Annotated in this window: 22 protein-coding genes and 2 tRNA genes; 13 read left to right on the top strand and 11 right to left on the bottom strand. The window is 36.1% G+C overall.

The genetic code is table 11. The features are described 5' to 3' along the window. The first annotated feature begins 70 nt into the window (after positions 1–70). Entirely contained in the window at positions 71–1,315 is a 1,245-nt protein-coding gene (locus V6M85_RS13185; RefSeq protein WP_338601041.1) for a site-specific integrase, read from the top strand. Here V6M85_RS13185 and V6M85_RS13180 read toward each other — a convergent pair. From V6M85_RS13180 to V6M85_RS13160, 5 genes are all read right to left on the bottom strand, one after another. Continuing rightward, positions 1,307–1,612 (bottom strand): hypothetical protein, encoded by a 306-nt coding sequence (locus V6M85_RS13180; protein WP_338601039.1) that lies wholly within the window; start codon positions 1,610–1,612, stop codon positions 1,307–1,309. The two genes, V6M85_RS13185 and V6M85_RS13180, sit on opposite strands and share 9 nt — an antisense overlap. Then, the gene (locus V6M85_RS13175) at positions 1,609–1,905 is read right to left on the bottom strand and encodes a hypothetical protein (protein WP_338601036.1); all 297 of its coding nucleotides are present in this window, start codon (positions 1,903–1,905) and stop codon (positions 1,609–1,611) included. The genes V6M85_RS13180 and V6M85_RS13175 overlap by 4 nt, the downstream gene beginning before the upstream one ends. A gap of 10 nt (positions 1,906–1,915) precedes the next feature. Beyond that, complete coding sequence (locus V6M85_RS13170; RefSeq protein WP_338601033.1) at positions 1,916–2,131, bottom strand: ribbon-helix-helix protein, CopG family; 216 nt, start codon at positions 2,129–2,131, stop codon at positions 1,916–1,918. A 61-nt stretch (positions 2,132–2,192) separates the two neighbouring features. Next, positions 2,193–2,402 (bottom strand): protein D-63, encoded by a 210-nt coding sequence (locus V6M85_RS13165; RefSeq protein WP_338601031.1) that lies wholly within the window; start codon positions 2,400–2,402, stop codon positions 2,193–2,195. Then, positions 2,399–2,731 carry a hypothetical protein gene (locus tag V6M85_RS13160; protein WP_338601028.1) on the bottom strand — a complete coding sequence of 111 codons (333 nt, stop codon included), beginning with the start codon at positions 2,729–2,731 and terminating at the stop codon, positions 2,399–2,401. The genes V6M85_RS13165 and V6M85_RS13160 overlap by 4 nt, the downstream gene beginning before the upstream one ends. 122 nt (positions 2,732–2,853) lie before the next feature. On the opposite strand from V6M85_RS13160, the gene V6M85_RS13155 reads away from it, so the two are divergent. Continuing rightward, the gene (locus V6M85_RS13155) at positions 2,854–3,024 is read left to right on the top strand and encodes a hypothetical protein (RefSeq protein ID WP_338601026.1); all 171 of its coding nucleotides are present in this window, start codon (positions 2,854–2,856) and stop codon (positions 3,022–3,024) included. On the opposite strand, the gene V6M85_RS13150 is transcribed toward V6M85_RS13155, so the two are convergent. Further along, positions 3,021–3,326, bottom strand: a complete 306-nt coding sequence (locus tag V6M85_RS13150; RefSeq protein WP_338601023.1) for a hypothetical protein — start codon at positions 3,324–3,326, stop codon at positions 3,021–3,023. The genes V6M85_RS13155 and V6M85_RS13150 overlap by 4 nt on opposite strands. A gap of 128 nt (positions 3,327–3,454) precedes the next feature. On the opposite strand from V6M85_RS13150, the gene V6M85_RS13145 reads away from it, so the two are divergent. From V6M85_RS13145 to V6M85_RS13095, 11 genes are all read left to right on the top strand, one after another. Continuing rightward, a complete protein-coding gene (locus V6M85_RS13145) occupies positions 3,455–3,706 on the top strand; it encodes a hypothetical protein (RefSeq protein ID WP_338601021.1) in 252 nt (83 codons plus the stop codon). A 112-nt stretch (positions 3,707–3,818) separates the two neighbouring features. Then, a complete protein-coding gene (locus V6M85_RS13140; protein ID WP_338601019.1) occupies positions 3,819–4,367 on the top strand; it encodes a hypothetical protein in 549 nt (182 codons plus the stop codon). A 43-nt stretch (positions 4,368–4,410) separates the two neighbouring features. Beyond that, positions 4,411–4,995, top strand: a complete 585-nt coding sequence (locus tag V6M85_RS13135; RefSeq protein WP_240781100.1) for an IS607 family transposase — start codon at positions 4,411–4,413, stop codon at positions 4,993–4,995. Further along, positions 4,973–6,268, top strand: a complete 1,296-nt coding sequence (locus V6M85_RS13130; protein WP_338601013.1) for a transposase — start codon at positions 4,973–4,975, stop codon at positions 6,266–6,268. Before V6M85_RS13135 ends, V6M85_RS13130 begins: the two co-directional genes overlap by 23 nt. A 48-nt stretch (positions 6,269–6,316) precedes the next feature. Beyond that, positions 6,317–6,715 carry an MFS transporter gene (locus V6M85_RS13125; RefSeq protein ID WP_338601011.1) on the top strand — a complete coding sequence of 133 codons (399 nt, stop codon included), beginning with the start codon at positions 6,317–6,319 and terminating at the stop codon, positions 6,713–6,715. A gap of 386 nt (positions 6,716–7,101) precedes the next feature. After that, positions 7,102–7,344 carry a DNA-binding protein gene (locus V6M85_RS13120; RefSeq protein WP_338601009.1) on the top strand — a complete coding sequence of 81 codons (243 nt, stop codon included), beginning with the start codon at positions 7,102–7,104 and terminating at the stop codon, positions 7,342–7,344. 439 nt (positions 7,345–7,783) lie between these two features. Next, a complete protein-coding gene (locus V6M85_RS13115; RefSeq protein WP_338604816.1) occupies positions 7,784–8,482 on the top strand; it encodes an ABC transporter ATP-binding protein in 699 nt (232 codons plus the stop codon). Further along, positions 8,475–11,036, top strand: coding sequence for a hypothetical protein (locus V6M85_RS13110; protein ID WP_338601006.1), 2,562 nt, complete (start codon positions 8,475–8,477; stop codon positions 11,034–11,036). Before V6M85_RS13115 ends, V6M85_RS13110 begins: the two co-directional genes overlap by 8 nt. Positions 11,037–11,045: 9 nt before the next feature. Continuing rightward, positions 11,046–12,326 (top strand): ABC transporter permease, encoded by a 1,281-nt coding sequence (locus V6M85_RS13105; protein ID WP_338601004.1) that lies wholly within the window; start codon positions 11,046–11,048, stop codon positions 12,324–12,326. A 134-nt stretch (positions 12,327–12,460) separates the two neighbouring features. After that, positions 12,461–12,536: transfer RNA gene (locus V6M85_RS13100), tRNA-Gly, on the top strand. 17 nt (positions 12,537–12,553) lie between these two features. Further along, positions 12,554–14,761: a tRNA(Met) cytidine acetyltransferase TmcA gene (locus V6M85_RS13095; RefSeq protein ID WP_338601002.1), complete on the top strand. Its 2,208-nt coding sequence runs from the start codon at positions 12,554–12,556 to the stop codon at positions 14,759–14,761. Positions 14,762–14,921: 160 nt separating this feature from the next. On the opposite strand, the gene V6M85_RS13090 is transcribed toward V6M85_RS13095, so the two are convergent. The 5 genes from V6M85_RS13090 to V6M85_RS13070 form a co-directional block, all read right to left on the bottom strand. Then, a tRNA-Ser gene (locus tag V6M85_RS13090) sits at positions 14,922–15,018 on the bottom strand. A gap of 25 nt (positions 15,019–15,043) precedes the next feature. After that, positions 15,044–15,604, bottom strand: a complete 561-nt coding sequence (locus V6M85_RS13085; RefSeq protein WP_338600999.1) for a class I SAM-dependent methyltransferase — start codon at positions 15,602–15,604, stop codon at positions 15,044–15,046. Continuing rightward, positions 15,594–16,346: an RNA-guided pseudouridylation complex pseudouridine synthase subunit Cbf5 gene (locus V6M85_RS13080; protein ID WP_338600997.1), complete on the bottom strand. Its 753-nt coding sequence runs from the start codon at positions 16,344–16,346 to the stop codon at positions 15,594–15,596. Before V6M85_RS13080 ends, V6M85_RS13085 begins: the two co-directional genes overlap by 11 nt. A gap of 31 nt (positions 16,347–16,377) precedes the next feature. Then, positions 16,378–16,635, bottom strand: coding sequence for a tRNA pseudouridine synthase A (locus V6M85_RS13075; protein WP_338600995.1), 258 nt, complete (start codon positions 16,633–16,635; stop codon positions 16,378–16,380). 5 nt (positions 16,636–16,640) lie between these two features. Then, entirely contained in the window at positions 16,641–16,931 is a 291-nt protein-coding gene (locus tag V6M85_RS13070) for a 50S ribosomal protein L14e (protein ID WP_338600992.1), read from the bottom strand. Positions 16,932–16,971: the final 40 nt, after the last annotated feature.

Here is a 16,971-nt window from a genome sequence, read left to right as displayed (position 1 = left end):
ACGCCCGAGGAAGAAAATGGAAACGCATATATCAGCTACGTGTCTGATATATTTATCAGAGTGATTAGATATGATAATTGACGTTTCCGGATTAACGGAGGATCAAAAGATAAGGATAATTGAAGAAGTCTTAAGAAATGGCATATCATATGACGAATTAGGAATAGATAGGTCTAGCTGGTGGCGTTACAAAAGTAAGAAGAGAAAAATACCGGATAATGTGGTCGAGAAAGCAATAGAATACTTAGCTCCAGATGACCTAATAAGATTGACCTACAGTATAGATATTAATAGAATAGGGATAAATGAGGCAATCGGAGTCATAGTGAAGGCAACTAAGGATCCGGAATTCAGAGAGTTATTCTTGTCTTTGCTACAGCGGAGTTTAGGTGAATTTATAAAAACTGCATCCTACTCTTATCCGGTAACTTCCGAGGATCTTCAAACTTTCAGAAAGTTGTTGGAAAAGAAGAAGGCAAAACACACTTTCGATGATCACTGGAGGTATATAAACAGAGTGTTCAAGGACATCAACTACGTAATTTCACCCGACAAAATCAAAGAATACATTCTTGAGCAGGAGGAGGAAAGTCCGCATAGAGCTAGGAAGATGGCAATTGTATTAAAACTATTTATTAAGGAAATAATAAAATCGCGGGATCCTATTCTAGCACAAATCTTATATCATAGCTTCTCTATCCCTCAGCCGAGGACTAAGTATAAGCCCGTAAGTCTCTCATTAAACTTACTAAAACAGATCTTTAATGAAGTCCAGGAAATAGGGGCTAAAACTTATTTCCTTCTTCTCGCCGAGACTGGACTAAGAACCGGGGAATTGTTTACTATCGAAGTTGACCAGGTGGATCTGAAACATAGAATGATCAAATTAATGAAGGAAAACGAAACGAAGCGGGCCTACATAACGTTTTTACATGAAAAGACAGCAGAATGGATAGAGAAGAACTATTTGCCATACAGAGAAAATTATATAAAGAGGTTCTGGGGAGGCCCTAAGGCTTTGGGGCAGGATGTGGAAAAGTGGAAGATGAAGTTCTTTCCTATGAATGAAGATAAGATAAGAGCAGAAATCAAGATGGCAATGCAAAGAGCGGGAAAAGTATTCAGACTATATGATTTGAGGGCATTTTGGGCAAGTTATGTGATTAAACAAGGAGTATCGCCGATGATAGTAAATATTTTACAGGGGCGTACAGCACCAAATCAGTTTAGAATCTTACAAGAGCATTACTTACCTTTTTCAGAAGAAGAGCTTAGAGAAATATATGAGAAACACGCTCCAAAACTACTAACTTAAAACGTGCTCCAAAACTAAAATCACTTCCTTACCTTCCTTAATAATCTTCTCCCAAATAGGAGATAGATCCTTCGGGAGTATTACAGCGTATTTATTCCTTCCGGCTTTGAAGGGCCTCCTAACTCCTACTTTGATCGTCTCATTATTATATAATAATGTGATAAATGCCGGAATCGGTATTAAATCGTTGAAGTCCTGAGGAATGTAAATAACATAAAACTCGTAAGAACCCTTGTGACCTCTATATATCTTTCTCCTCGGTATAACTAACGGCATCGATAGAGCCAATGTCCTCACCTTGTTAACTCCCCGGTTTCCTCCTTAATTTTCTGTAAAACTTTTTTCAGAAATCCCTTCTGATTGTTGTAGTCTTTAATCTCTATCGCAATTTCTATAGCCCTCATTAAAATATTATTTTGCTTCTGAAGCTTTTTGTTTTCCTCTTTTAATGAAATGTTCTCTTCTCTTAATCTTTCGTTCTCTTTCTCAAGCTTCTTTATCTTATTTTCGAGCTTACTGATAGTATCTATAGCTTTACTGTATCTAAGCTGCAATTCCTCATTCTCTTCAATAATTTCGTTGATTGTCATCTTTCTTCACCTAAGTACTATTTTCTTGCACCCTCGTAATAGAATTTTTATAATTCTCTTCTATGGAATTCTTTCTATATACTCTGCCGAATTTTTTACATGCAAGATAGAATTCAATCGCTTCCCTGATGACCTCACTTCTTATTTTTCTATTGTTAATGCAGTATAGATCAAGTTTTACCAAAAGTTCTTCCTCAACTTTGAAAGTAATAACTCTAAGCGTCATTCTTCTTCCCCTTCAATTTCTTCCCCAATTTTTTCAATATATTGTGATGGTATAGTTATTCTCATTGTTCGTCTACCTCTCTTTTTAGAGAATATAGGTTTGATTCTATTTTTTGAGCTAGGAATAGTGACTTCTCCAGTCTGCTTATTGCCTCATCATCTGCGTGTATAGTAAAGTCGATCTTCAGTGTTTTTACTAGCGATAGTAGTTCTCTGATGTTTTCATCGAGTTCTGTGAATAACTCGTGTAGTTCTGTTGCTTGTTCAGTCATTCTTCCTCACCTTCTTCCTCCTCAGCCTCCAGTTTTTCTATAATCTCTAACATCCTCTGTGCCTTCTTTTTCAGTAAGTCTAACACAAACTTCTTAGCTTCTTCATTATTCTCAATGAGCCATAGAATCCTCTCATTCTTCAAATGCGTATCTCCCCTGGTCAGCTTATACATTGCAGCCCTAGTTAGGACCTCCTTGAAATCCTCCGAAAATTTTTCGAATATTAGTTTCCTTTCCTTCCTATCGAGTGCCTCAATTAAAAAAATCAGATCTTTTTCACTTATCCCGTTAACTCCCCGGTTAACGGGTTTGAGGGTTTGGACGGACATTTTTGTTACCTATTACTTTCTAAAGTAGAAAGCGATATTTAAATCTTTTGCTTTATAACTTAGAAGGTAAAACATGAGCAATTTCGGCTTTGTCAGTCTTCTTTTTGTATATTGATTAACACATGGATAGAGACTATTATCTAGGTGCAAAATTCGTTATACTAAAATTAAGAGAAAAGCTGATAACTAGACTAGATGAAAAATCTTACAATATTCTTGAAGAAGAATTATCTAAAATTGAAAAAGAACTTGACTTAAGGTTTTATTTCTCAGAAGAACATAAAAAAGATTAGCGTATCTCTGTAATTTTTGAGAACCCTATATCCTTAAGAACCTGTAATAATTTTCTACCTTTTTCGGTTAAATAGACCATTGTGCTCCTTCCCTTTTCCTCATACCTTATTAAATCTAGTTGTAGTAGGTTCTTTTCTATAGTGCTGTAGTATATCCCAGGGCTTATTTTCGATTTTTCCCACAATTCTGATAAAGAGCATGGTTCTTCTAGCGTTGAAAGTATTCTGAATAAATGCTCACATCTCAACGGATTAGATAGATCTCTTGGCATAGTTCTCCTGTCTTCTAATTTGTAAGCCATAATTAAGATATTTTTTTGCGTTACTTATAAATCATAAGGTATAGCATAAGACTTATAAGTTAAAAATAATAATTTCTATTTTAGAAAGTGCTATGAAAAGGAACTCAAACCCCTTGAGATGTGAGCATGTGTTCAAGGGACTTGAAAGCTTAAGAGATACACCTAAATCGATATTAGAGTTACAGCTAGAAACTAAAATTAGTCCATCGGCTTTTTATGGAACTGTAATCCCTATGCTAAAAGAACTAGGATTAATAGACGAAACATATGAACCAGGTAGGCATAACACTGTGAAAAGAGTGATAAAAATTACAGAAAAAGGAAGAAAATTATTGAAAACATTAATGGAAATATGGGTTATAGCTGAGGCTTCACAATGAGATCCTTCTTTTTCATTATCTTCATTTTTGCAGTTCTTCTCTTCATTCTTCTTCAACTAGAATTTCTCTCAGAAGAGAGCGTTAACCGGGGGGTTAACGAATGCTAATAGCTATGGGTCATACGGTCTACGGTGAGAGGATAAGGAAAGACTTCCCTAACATCTTAGTATACCCTGAGTTTTTCGACAGTAAAAAGGACCTACTCAGAAGAAACTACACTAATTATCTGAGGAAGCTTTGGTCCTTAAGGAGTACTATAAAGATAGCGATATATCCCGACTACATCTACTATAAACTCCAAGTCCCAGATAAGGTAGAATACATTATTCCGGTCCATTCATTAAGTAAAGACGTTATAAAGATCTACAAAGAGCTAAGCAGTTTTACAAAAGTCTGGTTGGGTTTCGCTTCAAATGAAAAGTACAGAGATTATGAGATTGCAGATTTTGTAGAGTTTGCTAAAAGGTTGAACGCTAAGACCTGGTACCTAGGTATATCGACGAAAAGAGAACTCAGGGAAGCAGTAAAGTGGAACTTTGAAGGGATCGACATTACTACAATGCTTCTCGGTGAATTTGAGCAGATAGGGGATTACAACTACGTTAGACGTAAAATAACAGAGCTTCTGGGCCATACGAAAGCCGTTGACAACAGTTTCTGATAAACCGTAAAATTTATATTATTTCATCATAAACTCTTATACAATGCTAAGACCTAAAGAAGTCTGCCAACGCCTAGGGATATCCTACGCAACACTTAGAGAATACGTCAAGAAAGGTTACATAAAGCCAGTAGTATTACAGAGCGGAAAGTGGAGGTTTAGGGAAGAAGATGTAGAGAAACTAATGGGGATTGTAAGAAAGAGGAAAGTGATCCTTTATGCTAGAGTATCATCAAACACGCAAAAAGACGACTTAATAAACCAAGTAAAATACCTAGAGGAGAACGTTAAGGATTACGACCAAGTAATAACAGACATAGGATCTGGACTAAACATGAAGAGAAAAGGATTCCTCAAGTTGTTGAGGATGATACTAAATAACGAAGTATCAAAAATAATCATTGCATATCCAGACAGACTAGTTAGATTCGGATTCGAGATACTTGAAGAAGCATGCAATGCACACAACTGCGAAATAGTCGTGTTAAACAATGAGGACAAAACACCAGAACAAGAGTTGATAGAGGATCTGATCTCAATCCTAGTATCATTCAGCGGAAAGTTATACGGAATGAGGAGTCATAAATACGAAAAGGTGAGAAAATGTGTTGAGGAACTTAAGGCTTAAAACATTCCAACCAGAAGAAGAGTACGTCTACCTAACCTACTCCTTGAAGAACGATAAGAAGGAGGAGAGCAAGATATTACTAGAGAACTATAGAATCCTACTACAGAAAGCACTAGACTGGTTGTGGGAGAGGACTAAGATAGAGAGAAAAGAAGTGAAGAAGGGTAAGAAAGCCATCACGAAGGTTAAAATAACCTTGCCTAAGAAGAAGGAAGTGTACAAGGAGCTCAGGGATGAACTAGAGAAGATTAACGTCCTGGCTTCACACTACGTGGATAAAGCAATAAACGACGCTTACTCGATATTGAAGAGTTGGAAGAGGAGGGCTGAGAAGGGACAAGCATCGTTAAGGAAACCAACACTGAGGAAGGTTTACGTTAGGGTAAAGTCAACCCTTAGGAAGGTTGAGGGCGAGAGTGTTAGGATTACTATAAGACCTTATGAATACGTCACCTTCTCTTGGTCTCATAAGTGGTTTTCAAGGAGGGTTAAGGGACTTGAGTTAGGTGAGCCAATAATTAAGGAGGACAAAGTGTACTTATCGTTCCGTTATAAATTACCCTGGAGTACTCCCCTAGATTTCCTAGCAATTGATAGCAACCTTTACACACTAGACGCGTATGATGGTGATAAGTTCATCACGTTCTCCATTAAGGGACTATACAGTTTGAAGTACGGTATGCAGTTGAAGAGGGGTAGGGTTCAGTCCTTCGCCTCAAAGCACGGTAAGAAGGGTAAAGAACTTATGAAGAAGTACTCTCACCGTGAGAGGAACCGTGTACTGGATTATATCCACAAGTTCGTTAACAATTTGCTAGAGATTTACCCTCTCACACTGTTTGCTGTTGAGAAGTTAAACAAAAAAGAGATGTTTGAGGACGTAAATGATTCCCTCTCTAAGAAGATTTCGAGGACTGTTTGGAGGACTATACACCGTGTAATAAAATACAAGGCTCCCCTTTATGGTTCCTTCGTTAAGGAGGTGAACCCGTACCTCACCTCCAAGTCCTGCCCCAGATGTGGATGGGTTTCCCGAAAGGTCGGCGGGACTTTTCATTGCGAGAGGTGCGGGTTCACCCTAGACAGACAACTAAACGCGTCTCTTAATATTTACCTCAAGATGTGCGGGTTTCCCCACATCCGTGATATTCCGCGGGTGTGGGTTGGGGTTATCCCGCTAATGGGGCGGAGAAGGATGAGCGGAGCAATGCTCCGTGACTTCGGTGAAGCCCAAGGGCTGAGGATTGATATCAAATATCATGAAATCCTATGAAGCCCAAACCCCTTACCCACTTTCGTTTTAGTAGCCCCTTCTTACACCGTGAGCCAGTTCAACTTACCTCACTGGCTTTCCTTCCTTATAGTATCCATAGCCTTTGGGGGAAGAATAGTTGGGGCGATAATTTATCAGAAAATTATCGTTACGTTAGGGTCGAAGAAGGTTTTCCTAATATCGATGATAGCGTTAGGAACGATTTCTCTAGTCAGCGGGTTTGCAAGTAATGTCATATTACTTACGTTGATAAGGTTCCTTGTAGGGGTAATCTTTGGTATTTCCACTTCATTCGCTATAGAGCAGGCTGTGAGGAGTGATAATACGTTTATTGTTGCATTTACCATGAGCGGGTGGGCGGTTGGATGGGTTGTCGGGGCATTTCCGAAAAAGAGATTAGGCTTTTTGGATAAGCTATTTTACTATTTACTTAATTATTATTTCTAATGAGATAATATACGAAAAGAGAAAGATTTTTAAATATGTTTTTCAAATTAGAAATCGGGGATGAGGGGATGATGAGCACGACACGAGTTGACCTATGATAGGACGCCGTTGCTCTGACCTGACCCCCTCATCCCTAATTCTTATTCTTCTACTGTGAATTAAAGTTTTCTTTCATTGAATTAACTCCCCAGTTTACTAAAGAAAAATTCAAAGCATTTAATCCTGCCCGGATCTCAAAATTTTTAGTTGCAAGAGCTCGCTCTCACGATAAAGTAAGTAGGACTAAATTTTGTTTGACCTGCAGAAACAAGCCAAGAAACTCAACTTTGCAGCGCTACTACGGATACTACAAATTTTTAATCCTGTTTAAGGCTTTAGATTCAATTATGGCAGAGAGAATTTTAGAGAAATTAACAGTACCTCAAAGGATAATGTTGGCTTTCGGGAGCTCCCTTGGTTGTCTTTCATTAGAAGAATTAGAGAGAAAGACCAGGGTAGATAGAAAAACACTTACAGTATATTTATCGAGGATGACAAAAGAGGGGATAATATACCGAAAGTGGAGGAAGATAGCCGGAAAGAAGTTCCGCGAATATTGTCTGAAGTACAGAGAAGAATTAACAAGGTAAACTGGGGAGTTAACACCTTGAAAACGTTCCCTCATTTACTGATTATCATATCAGTATTCATTACTTTATGTAAATCAATTTCTTCTTCTCTTGTGAAACGTCTTACGTTACTTTTTAACGATCAATGGAAACTTTTTAGAGACCGGGTTGTCCGGGGTTCAAGTCCCCGCGGCGGCACCTTATAATTTTAATTAATTTTTGACATTTTTAATTATTGTATGATATCGAAAGACCTAGCGTGTCTATAAAGTTAGCAAGTGTTAGAAATATTAAGTATCTATGATCTCTTTATAGATATTGAGATAAGATTTACATGAGATAAAGGGTGAAGATAAATGTAATAAGACATAAGAGTAATTTATTCCTTCATGACAGCAATATGAAAACAACCTAAAAACTTATGAAAATACTTTTATACTAAGCTTCATATAGGGGGTTGATGACTGATATCATAATCGATATTATAGACTTAAAGAAGATATATAAGGTAAAGAACGTTGAATATGTTGCGTTAAGAGGAGTTAATTTGAAAGTTAAAAAAGGGGAGTTCCTGGTTATAGCAGGTCCTTCAGGGTCTGGAAAAACTACACTTTTGGATTTGATGGGTCTTTTGGATTCACCTACAAGTGGAAAAATAATAATTGATGGTCATGATGTCACATATTTTGATGAAGATGAAAGGGCCACATTTAGAAGAAAATACATTGGTTTCGTATTTCAATCTTATAATCTTATCACATATCTAACTGTTCTTGAAAATGTGGAACTAGCTTTGGCTGCAGCCGGAGTACCTGTCTGGAAAAGGAGAGAAAAAGCCGAAGAAATCCTTTCCCTAATACCCGGCATGTTGGAACTTAAAAATAAAAGACCAAACGAGCTGTCCGGTGGTCAGCAACAAAGAGTTGCAATAGCCAGAGCTCTAGCTAACGATCCAAAAATATTACTAGCAGACGAACCAACAGCGAACTTAGATTCAAAAACCGGTGAAGCTATTGTCGAGTTAATGAAGAAATTAAATGATGAAAAGGAAGTGACGATAGTAATGGCCACTCACGATCCAGATATGATGAAGTATGCAGATAGAATCGTGTATATTAGAGACGGAAGTATAGAGAAAGAGGTGATCCAGAATGAATAAGATATTCTCATCTATTATTTTATTACTGCTCTTAATTCCTTCTTTTCTATTATTTATGCCGTTAAGTGTTTCAGCTCAATCATCAAATTCTTTTTCAGCTACTGCACAATGGCTTACTTCACCTCCTTATGTTACACCTGGTGAGAGATTAGTTCCATTACAAGTGACTCTAACTTACCATGGATCTGGAAATATAACTAATGTAGAAATTTATCCAATACAAACTGGTCCTTTCCTTGTGATTTCTAATACTCAGTTATATTCCATTCCTGTAATTATTCCTAATCAGGAATACGAACTTACCTTTATCGGCAATATCACTCCGCATATTCCCCTCGGTATATATAATTTCTATTTAGAAGTCACATATTTAGAGAATGGGGTTGAGATAAGCCAAACAGTCCCTGTACAAATTCCAATAATAGGATATGTTCAACTTTCAGCAGTAGCCCAAACTACTGGGACAATATTTCCGGGAGAGCAAGATGTTCCTATAAATTTGATAATTTATAATACTGGGACCGTTTCAGCTACTAATGTTACTCTGTTCCTAAACTCTACGTATCCCTTTCAATTTGTAACTAAGGAGATAAATATACCTTTGCTTTCTGCCGGCTCTTCGGCTACTGCGCAAGCCATTGTAAACGTTTATAATAACGCTACAATAGGCTCATATAAATTACCAATAACAGCATTAGTGTTTGGTTCGTATCATTCACTTAATGTGACAATTGAAATTAATAGTAATCAAACTATTGGTGGTGAGATATTAACTCCTTATGTTACCTTAAATTCTGGTCCAAATCAGTTAGGTGTTCCAGTAGATCTTCAGTTAATTTATACGGGTCCGGTACCAGTAAACAGTTATTCAATACAAATTGAATTGCCTAAAGGCTTCAGTAATATAACTGGCGGAGATCTAATTTACGTTAATGGAGGATCATTGCAATCTTATGAAGAATTTCCTGTTTCATTTGTAGTTAATATTTATAACGCGTCTTTAGGAGGATATACTATTCCTTTGAAGGTCATTTGGAATACTATTGAAGGTAGCGGAGTAAGTGTAAGTGTTATACAATATTTAACATTCACGTTGTATTTGATGGGGCAATCCAATTTAGAGATTATACCATCATCTTCCTCTTTAACTGCAGGGGCAATTAATAATATAACTTTGATTGTAATGAATATAGGATCCGGTAATGTATATAATCTGACGTTATCAGTATCATCACAAGAACTATCAATTCTCAATAGTTTGCCTAAGATAGGATTAATAAAACCAAACCAATCAGTAAAGGTACCATTAGAGGTCTACGTTCCATCTAATTATCAAGGGACTCCCGTACAATTCTCTGTTTCAATTTCTTATTTAGATTCTGTGTATCAAGAGTCTGAATATCAACAGCAAATAGGACTTTATGTTTCTCCGCTATTGGCACCATTAACCCCAATTACCGCGATGCTAAACCCTGGAGTAGTATCACCTAACACGTTTATATCTGCTAATTTAATTTTATCCAATACATTAAACACAACTTTGTACAATCTTTCAATCACTGTTTCATCGCCTATCTATATAAATAGTACTACATTTAATTTAGCGGTACTTAAATCAGGTTCACAGTACTCTATCCCTATAACAATATACTCTCAAAACTCTGGTACATATTCCATTTCATTAACAATAGTTTATTATCAAGGCAATATACAGAGAGAAGAGCAAATTTCAATTCCAGTCTATGTGGCTCAGATTAATTCTCCAACAATTCCTATCTTAATTCAATTTAACTCCTCTACTTTGTTAACAGGAGAAGTCGAGTATACTAAACTTTTAGTAGAGAACATACTAAATCAGCCTCTGTATAACGTTACTATATCATTGGCATCGCAAGGAACTTTATATGTGAATGTAACTACTATAACATTACCATTGTTAAAGCCATTACAAGAACTGTATGTTCCAATAGAAGTTTACACACAAACAGCTGGAATAGTTAGTGTAACTGCTTCGATATCCTATTATCAACAAGGAGAATTAAAGCAAGCTCAAGAGATTATAAATAATTTAGCTGCAGGTTCAGTAAATATCATAATAACTGGTGTATCTTACGTTCCCACCATTGTTGTAAGAGGAGGTCTCGTTTCAGTTACCGCTACAATTTATAATTTTGGAACTGGTCCTGCTAATGGCTTAACGGTAACTGTGTTTCCACCTAGAGGAATATCGGTCATAGGACAGAATACGTATTATGTAGGTAACTTAGGCTCAGATACTTCATCTACGTTTACTTTTGCGTTTAGGATAAATAATAGTACCAAACCCGGTACCTACACTATTCCTATAGAATACACATATACTAATGATATAGGTCAAGTTCTTCACTCATACTCTAATATCACGCTACAGATCTTAAATGCGTCTACAACATTTACTAATTCATTTAGGAATACTAGTAATTCCAGTAATCATATTTTACTAATTATAGTTGCAATAGTAATTATCGTATTAATTATAATCTTAGCGATTGTATTTTTAAGACGAAAAAGGTGATTTTTAAATATGAACTCCTTGGATATATTATGGCTAGCATATAAGGGTTTAATATCGAGAAAAGCAATTGCCATTTTAGCCATAATAGCGGTTATGATAGGAGTAGCAAGTGTAACTACCCTAGTAGCTTTTACTCAAGGTGTTAGTCAGTCTATTCTTTCAGTTGTTGAGTCATTAGGCCCTAATACAATACTAATTTTACCTAGGGGTTCTGATTTAACACAAGCTACTGTAGCAACTATTGGAAGTTTACCTGGCGTTAAAGCAGTTTATCCAGTAGTTAGTGGATTTGGAACAATAAACGTTGAGGGTCAACCTATTGGTATCAGTATACTAGGTATAGATAATCTATCAGCTCTTTTAGGCCAAGTAATTTTAGAGAGTGGAACAGTTTATCCACCTATCACCTCGCCAGAAGCGGTTATTGGCTCACAAGTTGCTAATCCCGTAGCTGGTGTTTTCTTTTCACCTGGAAGTACGATCACTGTTCAAATCTCAAGGGGAAACAGTGTAACGTTAGAAGTAGTTGGAGTTTTATCCCCATCTGGAGCTAATCCTCTCTCCAATTCTGAGACTTCAATATTCGTTCCTTTAGGTGAAGCCATGGCAATTCTAAATAGAACTACATATAGTGAGCTAATAGTTGAAGCTCAATCTGTTAATGATGTTAATAGTTTAGTGAATCTTATCGAAGAAATATATGGCAATCAATTTAGTGTTATTTCAGTTCAACAATTAATCAATACAGTATCAACAATTACTTCAGGCTTTAGTCTATTACTTGTAGCTGTAGCGTCAATCTCTCTTTTTGTTGGTGCCGTAGGTATAATGGCTATAATGCTGAGTAGAGTATATCAGAGAATAAGAGAGATAGGTATAATGAAAACACTTGGTTTAACCACTAGAGATATACTACTTGTTTTTTTAGCAGAATCTGGAATAATAGGGCTTATAGGCGGTGTGGTTGGCGTATTAGCAGGTCTAATTTCAACTTCATTCATTGACCTCTTATCTGCAATAACTTCTCAATCTACCTCAAATAGTCTAAATAGTGGTTCTGCTACATCTAGCGGATTTGGAGGAGGTTTCAGAGGAGGGGGTGCTTTCGCTGGAGGTTTTAGAGCATCTAGTGGTGCATCATCAGCTTTGTTTTCATTCAAACCAGTTATTTCAGTAGAAGCTATAGTTGTAGCCTTAGCGGTTGCAGTTGTCGTGAGTTTGATAGCTGGTATTTATCCTGCTTGGAAAGCTGCTAGGCTTACTCCAATTGAGGCAATTAGGAGGGATTAAATATTTTTTGTAAGCTAAACATAACATAGTAATATATGATGATGAGAGGGTCCAATGATTTGATGATTACCGCTGGAAAAACTGATAATAACAAAACTTAAAAATTTGTATATACCTATTTTATTCAAATACGTGCGGCCGTAGTCTAGTCTGGATTAGGACGCCGGCCTCCCAAGCCGGTGATCCCGGGTTCAAATCCCGGCGGCCGCATATATAATGTGATAACTATGTATGAAAGTTATTTTGTTGATAGTGTTAAAGGTTACTATAGACACTTAGCTATTGTTGAATCGAGTGAGTATATAGACAAAGTATTTTCTTTAATAGAAGATTATTTGAAAGTAAACCATAATCCTAAGGTTATATACGCCTTTCATCCCTGGTTAAATGGATCTAAAGATAGGATGAAGTTATTTAAGGAAAGATTAAAAGGGGATTTCATTGATATAGATTATTCCAACTCGGAAAAATTTTTGGGGCAAAGTGCTGATTTGGTAATTTTGGACACGGTAGGGGATTTTAGACCAAATTATATAGCTAGATTTGTTGACATGACTAGAGGTGGAGGTCTAGCAATTATCTATACTGATAATTTTCTTCAAAATAAAATGTACAGACAGTCATTAACTAGGAACGGAATTGTTAAAGATTTATTTGAGAGAAGATTTCTAGATGAAGCAAAGAAACATAGAGGTATAATATTAATTCAAGATGATCATGTTTATTTTTCTCCCTATTCCTCTAATGAGGCTCATAAGCCGTCTAGGAGAATTCCTAAAGAACCTAAAATACCTTTACCAATTCATGAACTATGTATGTCTTCTGATCAAAATAAGATTCTCGAGGAATCTTTATTTATATTAGGTGAAGGAAAGAGGGTTTTAGCTATTACCGCAGCTAGAGGCAGAGGTAAAAGTGCATCAGTTGGATTATTCCTCGCATTCCTCGCATATAGGCATGAAGAGAACTTCAGCAATATTATAATAACTTCACCTACATACTATTCCGCGCAAGAAATTTTCAACTTTATGATTGTTGGACTTAAGAAATTAAAGGCAAAATTTAGAATAAAAACTTCTAAAGATGGTAAAATTATGAAAATTATTGTGGGAGATACTAGAATTAAGTGGGTGTCTCCAGATTTAGCTAAGAACGAAGAGGGGAATCTGATAGTTGTTGATGAGGCTGCTGCAATAGGGTTAGAGACTTTAGATTACATAATAAGGGGTTGGGATAAGGTAATTCTGGTTACAACTATTCATGGTTATGAAGGTTCGGGAAAGGCTTTCATGAGATATCTCAATAAATTAAAGAACAGCCTATTGTTAAAGCATGTAAAGATGGAATATCCCATTAGATACGCAAAAGGTGATCCCATTGAGAGATTTATGTTTAATGTATTATTGCTAGATGCTGAAGCACCAGACGTCATCTACAAAAGTGATCTGGAAGTGAGAGAGATTCCACAAGAGGATTTATTTTCAAATGACAATCTATTAAGAGCCGTTTATGGCATATTAGTAGAAGCTCATTATAGAAATTCTCCGGATGATTTAATGTTATTGGGTGATATGGCATTTCAGAAGATAATTGTCGGATATTCCTCCGGTTTGCCAATTGCAGTAGCTCAGGTGGTATTCGAAGGTGGCTTAAATGATACACAGATAACTGATATCGCGAGAGGTCTTAAAAATGAGGGTCATTTAATTCCCCATCGGATTATCAAATATGTAAGAGCGTTAGATTTTGGTAAAATGATAGGATGGAGAATAATGAGAATAGCCGTATCTCCAGAGAATCAAGGTAAAGGAATAGGCAGTAAAATCTTGAATGAGGTAATTAAAAATGCCCAGAAGGAAAACGTGGATTGGATCGGATCCTCTTTTGTAGTTGATTATTCAGTGCTACGCTTCTGGGTTAAAAATGGATTTGTACCAATATATTTGTCGTCTATAAAAAATGAGCAACTTAACGGCTATTCGATAATAGTTGTGAAACCGTTAACAGAAAGAGCATCAAAGTTCGTAAAAGAGCTTTCTGGGTTTTTGAAGGACAAATTATTAAGAACTTCTCATCAAGTTTATTATAATTTAAATCCTTTACTGATAGCTCTTATTCTCAGAAGTACATACAAGAACGATTTGATTAAGCTAGAAGATAGAATTCCTTACTTATATCTAGAGAAAATTAAATCTTACATTAGTGGAGAAATTCCTTACAACAGTATAGCTGATGCTGCCCACTATATAACTACAAAGTATTTCTTAGAACCTAGGATTAATTTAAGTGAAGATATTGAAGGCGCTTTAGTTGCAAGAGTTCTACAAGGTAAAAGTTGGTATCATGCGGGATTAATGTTAGGTTTAAGTAGTAAGGAAGTGGAACTAAAAGTGAAGACAGGTTTACGAGAGCTATTACAGAGTTATGATAATTAGTAGATCATAAAAATTACTCGTAGCGTTAGTAGTTACGGAAAAGTCTTTATTAGACAAGCCTTTATGTAAAATTACTAGATTTAATGGCGATATCACATAAAGACTTTCCTAATAGTGATGATAACGTAAATCAATAGTACCTTCCCTAATTATTTATTAACGCCGGGGGCGGGATTCGAACCCGCGCAGGGAATAACCCTACTGGCTTACCAGGGAGCTCTCAAGGCCAGCCCCTTGGACCGCTCGGGCACCCCGGCATTTTATCTTTATTACTTAATAGCTTTAATCTTTAACTATTGTGATCACGGAGTAACCCTTTTTTCTCTTTACGGATTCAATCCTAAATCTTTGGCCAAATATCTTCTGTACATTAGCCTCTCCTTTATATACTACTAATTGGATCCATCCATTCTTAACTAACCTATCAAATGATTGTGACTCCAGTTTTTTTAAGAAATTAACACCTTTAGATAGAGGCGGATTAGAGTAGATGGCACTAAACTTCACTTCTAATGGTATCTCGTCGAAGATATCGGATTTCATTATTATAGTTCTGTCGTGAACTCCATTAATTTTTGCATTTTTTTGTGCTAATTTTAAGGCTATATAATTTATATCGACCATGTAAATTTTTAGATTAGGATTTTTTAGCGCTAAATAAATTCCTATAGTACCATAGCCACAACCAACATCAGCTACTACTCCACTTTCTGGCAATTTTATATTTTCTAGTAGGACTTTCGTTCCTAAATCTAGCTCTTTCTTTGAGAATACCCCAGACGAAGAAACCAACGTAAGAGGTATTCCGTTGATAACTTCGGATATGACGTACTCATCTTTCATGCTTTTTCCATGCTTTTGGATATATATCTCTTTGCATAAAAACTCTGCTTAAATTAGCCACAATTCCTTTTTTAGCATTTGCTAAATCTTTACTGTTCATTACAGCAGTTCCTATTGCTACTAGTTCACCTTTAAGAGTTAACAATGCGACTGTCTCATTTTTGTTAAAGTTTTGATAAGCTACTATACCCGGTACTGCAAGTTGTGCACCATAAGCTATAGCGTTTACTGCATTATCTTCTATGACTATTTTAGGCATACCGCAGGTCGCATATTCCATTGGGATTAAAACTCTTCTTAAATCGGTTTCATCTTTGCAATTTTTATATAGATAGAGAGCTTCTGAGAAATCTTGGAGTTTAACTAAATTCGTTGTTTCCGTGAAAATTCCAGACCGTGTTCTTCTTAATTCTCTCATGTGCGCGCCACATCCATAAATTATTCCTATATCATGGCATAGTTTTCTCATATAAGTTCCGGAATCAGAGCTTATTCTTAACAGAACCATTTTCTTATCTATATCGAGTATCTCTATATCATATATTGTTCTAATTCTCAATCTTCTTTTTACTGAAGATCGTACTGGTGGTCTTTGATATATTTCTCCTTTAAATAAGTTTATGACCTCAGTAAGCTTATCTTTATCAAATTCACAATGAACTTGCATTACACATATGTATTCCTTTCCCCCTTTAGTTATATAGCTCATTATTTTTGTGGCGTTTTCTATGCCTATTGGCAATACTCCAGTAACTTTAGGATTGCCCCGCCCATTATATGGGCTCTAGGGTCCCCCCATGGCCTGCCCTATTTACACCCAACATCTTTTTAACCCAATATGCGACCTCATGGCTTGTTGGACCCGGAGGTTTATCAAGATTTAATATTGAATTCTTAATATGTACTTCTATGGGCCTCTTCTCTGGATAATAACCGTATTTATCTGATGTTTCACTTTCTTTCCTTATTATCCATTCATTTTTGTATGTGCAAAAATTGTCTATTTTGTAAATGAAATCGTTTAAAATCATTTAAATCACAATGCAGGTAATTTAACCTTTATTTTTTCTTTCATGTAGTCAATTAATCCAGCTTCTTGCAGTTTCTTCTTTACCTCGTCATCTGATGCTCCTTTTTGTATTTCTATTTTTTTATCAGTCGGCTCTAAATGCAGTATATTAGTTCTTCTTCTTTTTACTCCATTTATATCTTTTGGACCAGTAACTAAAACAAAATTATCATCTATTATATCCACAATCACACACTTACTTCCTGCTTCTCTTCCCTTTAATTTGACACATATTCTTCCAACTTCAATTGCGGGCATTTTAATCTCACAAAAACTTTTAAGAGGCTTAAATTTAAGA

It is taken from the genome of Sulfolobus tengchongensis (genome assembly GCF_036967215.1).
GTDB classification, from domain to species: Archaea; Thermoproteota; Thermoprotei_A; order Sulfolobales; family Sulfolobaceae; genus Saccharolobus; species Saccharolobus tengchongensis_A.
Note: the sequence above shows the minus strand (reverse complement) of the source record. Positions and strands in the feature narration are given on the sequence as shown.

Excerpts from the sequence above, each read along its gene's own strand:
- V6M85_RS13115 (WP_338604816.1), top strand. The coding sequence starts at position 7,784 with ATGACTGATATCATAATCGATATTATAGACTTAAAGAAGATATATAAG.
- V6M85_RS13160 (WP_338601028.1), bottom strand. The coding sequence starts at position 2,731 with ATGTCCGTCCAAACCCTCAAACCCGTTAACCGGGGAGTTAACGGGATA.
- V6M85_RS13140 (WP_338601019.1), top strand. The coding sequence starts at position 3,819 with ATGGGTCATACGGTCTACGGTGAGAGGATAAGGAAAGACTTCCCTAAC.
- V6M85_RS13120 (WP_338601009.1), top strand. The coding sequence starts at position 7,102 with ATGGCAGAGAGAATTTTAGAGAAATTAACAGTACCTCAAAGGATAATG.
- V6M85_RS13150 (WP_338601023.1), bottom strand. The coding sequence starts at position 3,326 with ATGGCTTACAAATTAGAAGACAGGAGAACTATGCCAAGAGATCTATCT.
- V6M85_RS13170 (WP_338601033.1), bottom strand. The coding sequence starts at position 2,131 with ATGACGCTTAGAGTTATTACTTTCAAAGTTGAGGAAGAACTTTTGGTA.
- V6M85_RS13085 (WP_338600999.1), bottom strand. The coding sequence starts at position 15,604 with ATGAAAGATGAGTACGTCATATCCGAAGTTATCAACGGAATACCTCTT.
- V6M85_RS13135 (WP_240781100.1), top strand. The coding sequence starts at position 4,411 with ATGCTAAGACCTAAAGAAGTCTGCCAACGCCTAGGGATATCCTACGCA.
- V6M85_RS13075 (WP_338600995.1), bottom strand. The coding sequence starts at position 16,635 with ATGATTTTAAACGATTTCATTTACAAAATAGACAATTTTTGCACATAC.
- V6M85_RS13110 (WP_338601006.1), top strand. The coding sequence starts at position 8,475 with ATGAATAAGATATTCTCATCTATTATTTTATTACTGCTCTTAATTCCT.
- V6M85_RS13105 (WP_338601004.1), top strand. The coding sequence starts at position 11,046 with ATGAACTCCTTGGATATATTATGGCTAGCATATAAGGGTTTAATATCG.
- V6M85_RS13155 (WP_338601026.1), top strand. The coding sequence starts at position 2,854 with ATGGATAGAGACTATTATCTAGGTGCAAAATTCGTTATACTAAAATTA.
- V6M85_RS13165 (WP_338601031.1), bottom strand. The coding sequence starts at position 2,402 with ATGACTGAACAAGCAACAGAACTACACGAGTTATTCACAGAACTCGAT.
- V6M85_RS13070 (WP_338600992.1), bottom strand. The coding sequence starts at position 16,931 with ATGCCCGCAATTGAAGTTGGAAGAATATGTGTCAAATTAAAGGGAAGA.
- V6M85_RS13095 (WP_338601002.1), top strand. The coding sequence starts at position 12,554 with ATGTATGAAAGTTATTTTGTTGATAGTGTTAAAGGTTACTATAGACAC.
- V6M85_RS13185 (WP_338601041.1), top strand. The coding sequence starts at position 71 with ATGATAATTGACGTTTCCGGATTAACGGAGGATCAAAAGATAAGGATA.
- V6M85_RS13175 (WP_338601036.1), bottom strand. The coding sequence starts at position 1,905 with ATGACAATCAACGAAATTATTGAAGAGAATGAGGAATTGCAGCTTAGA.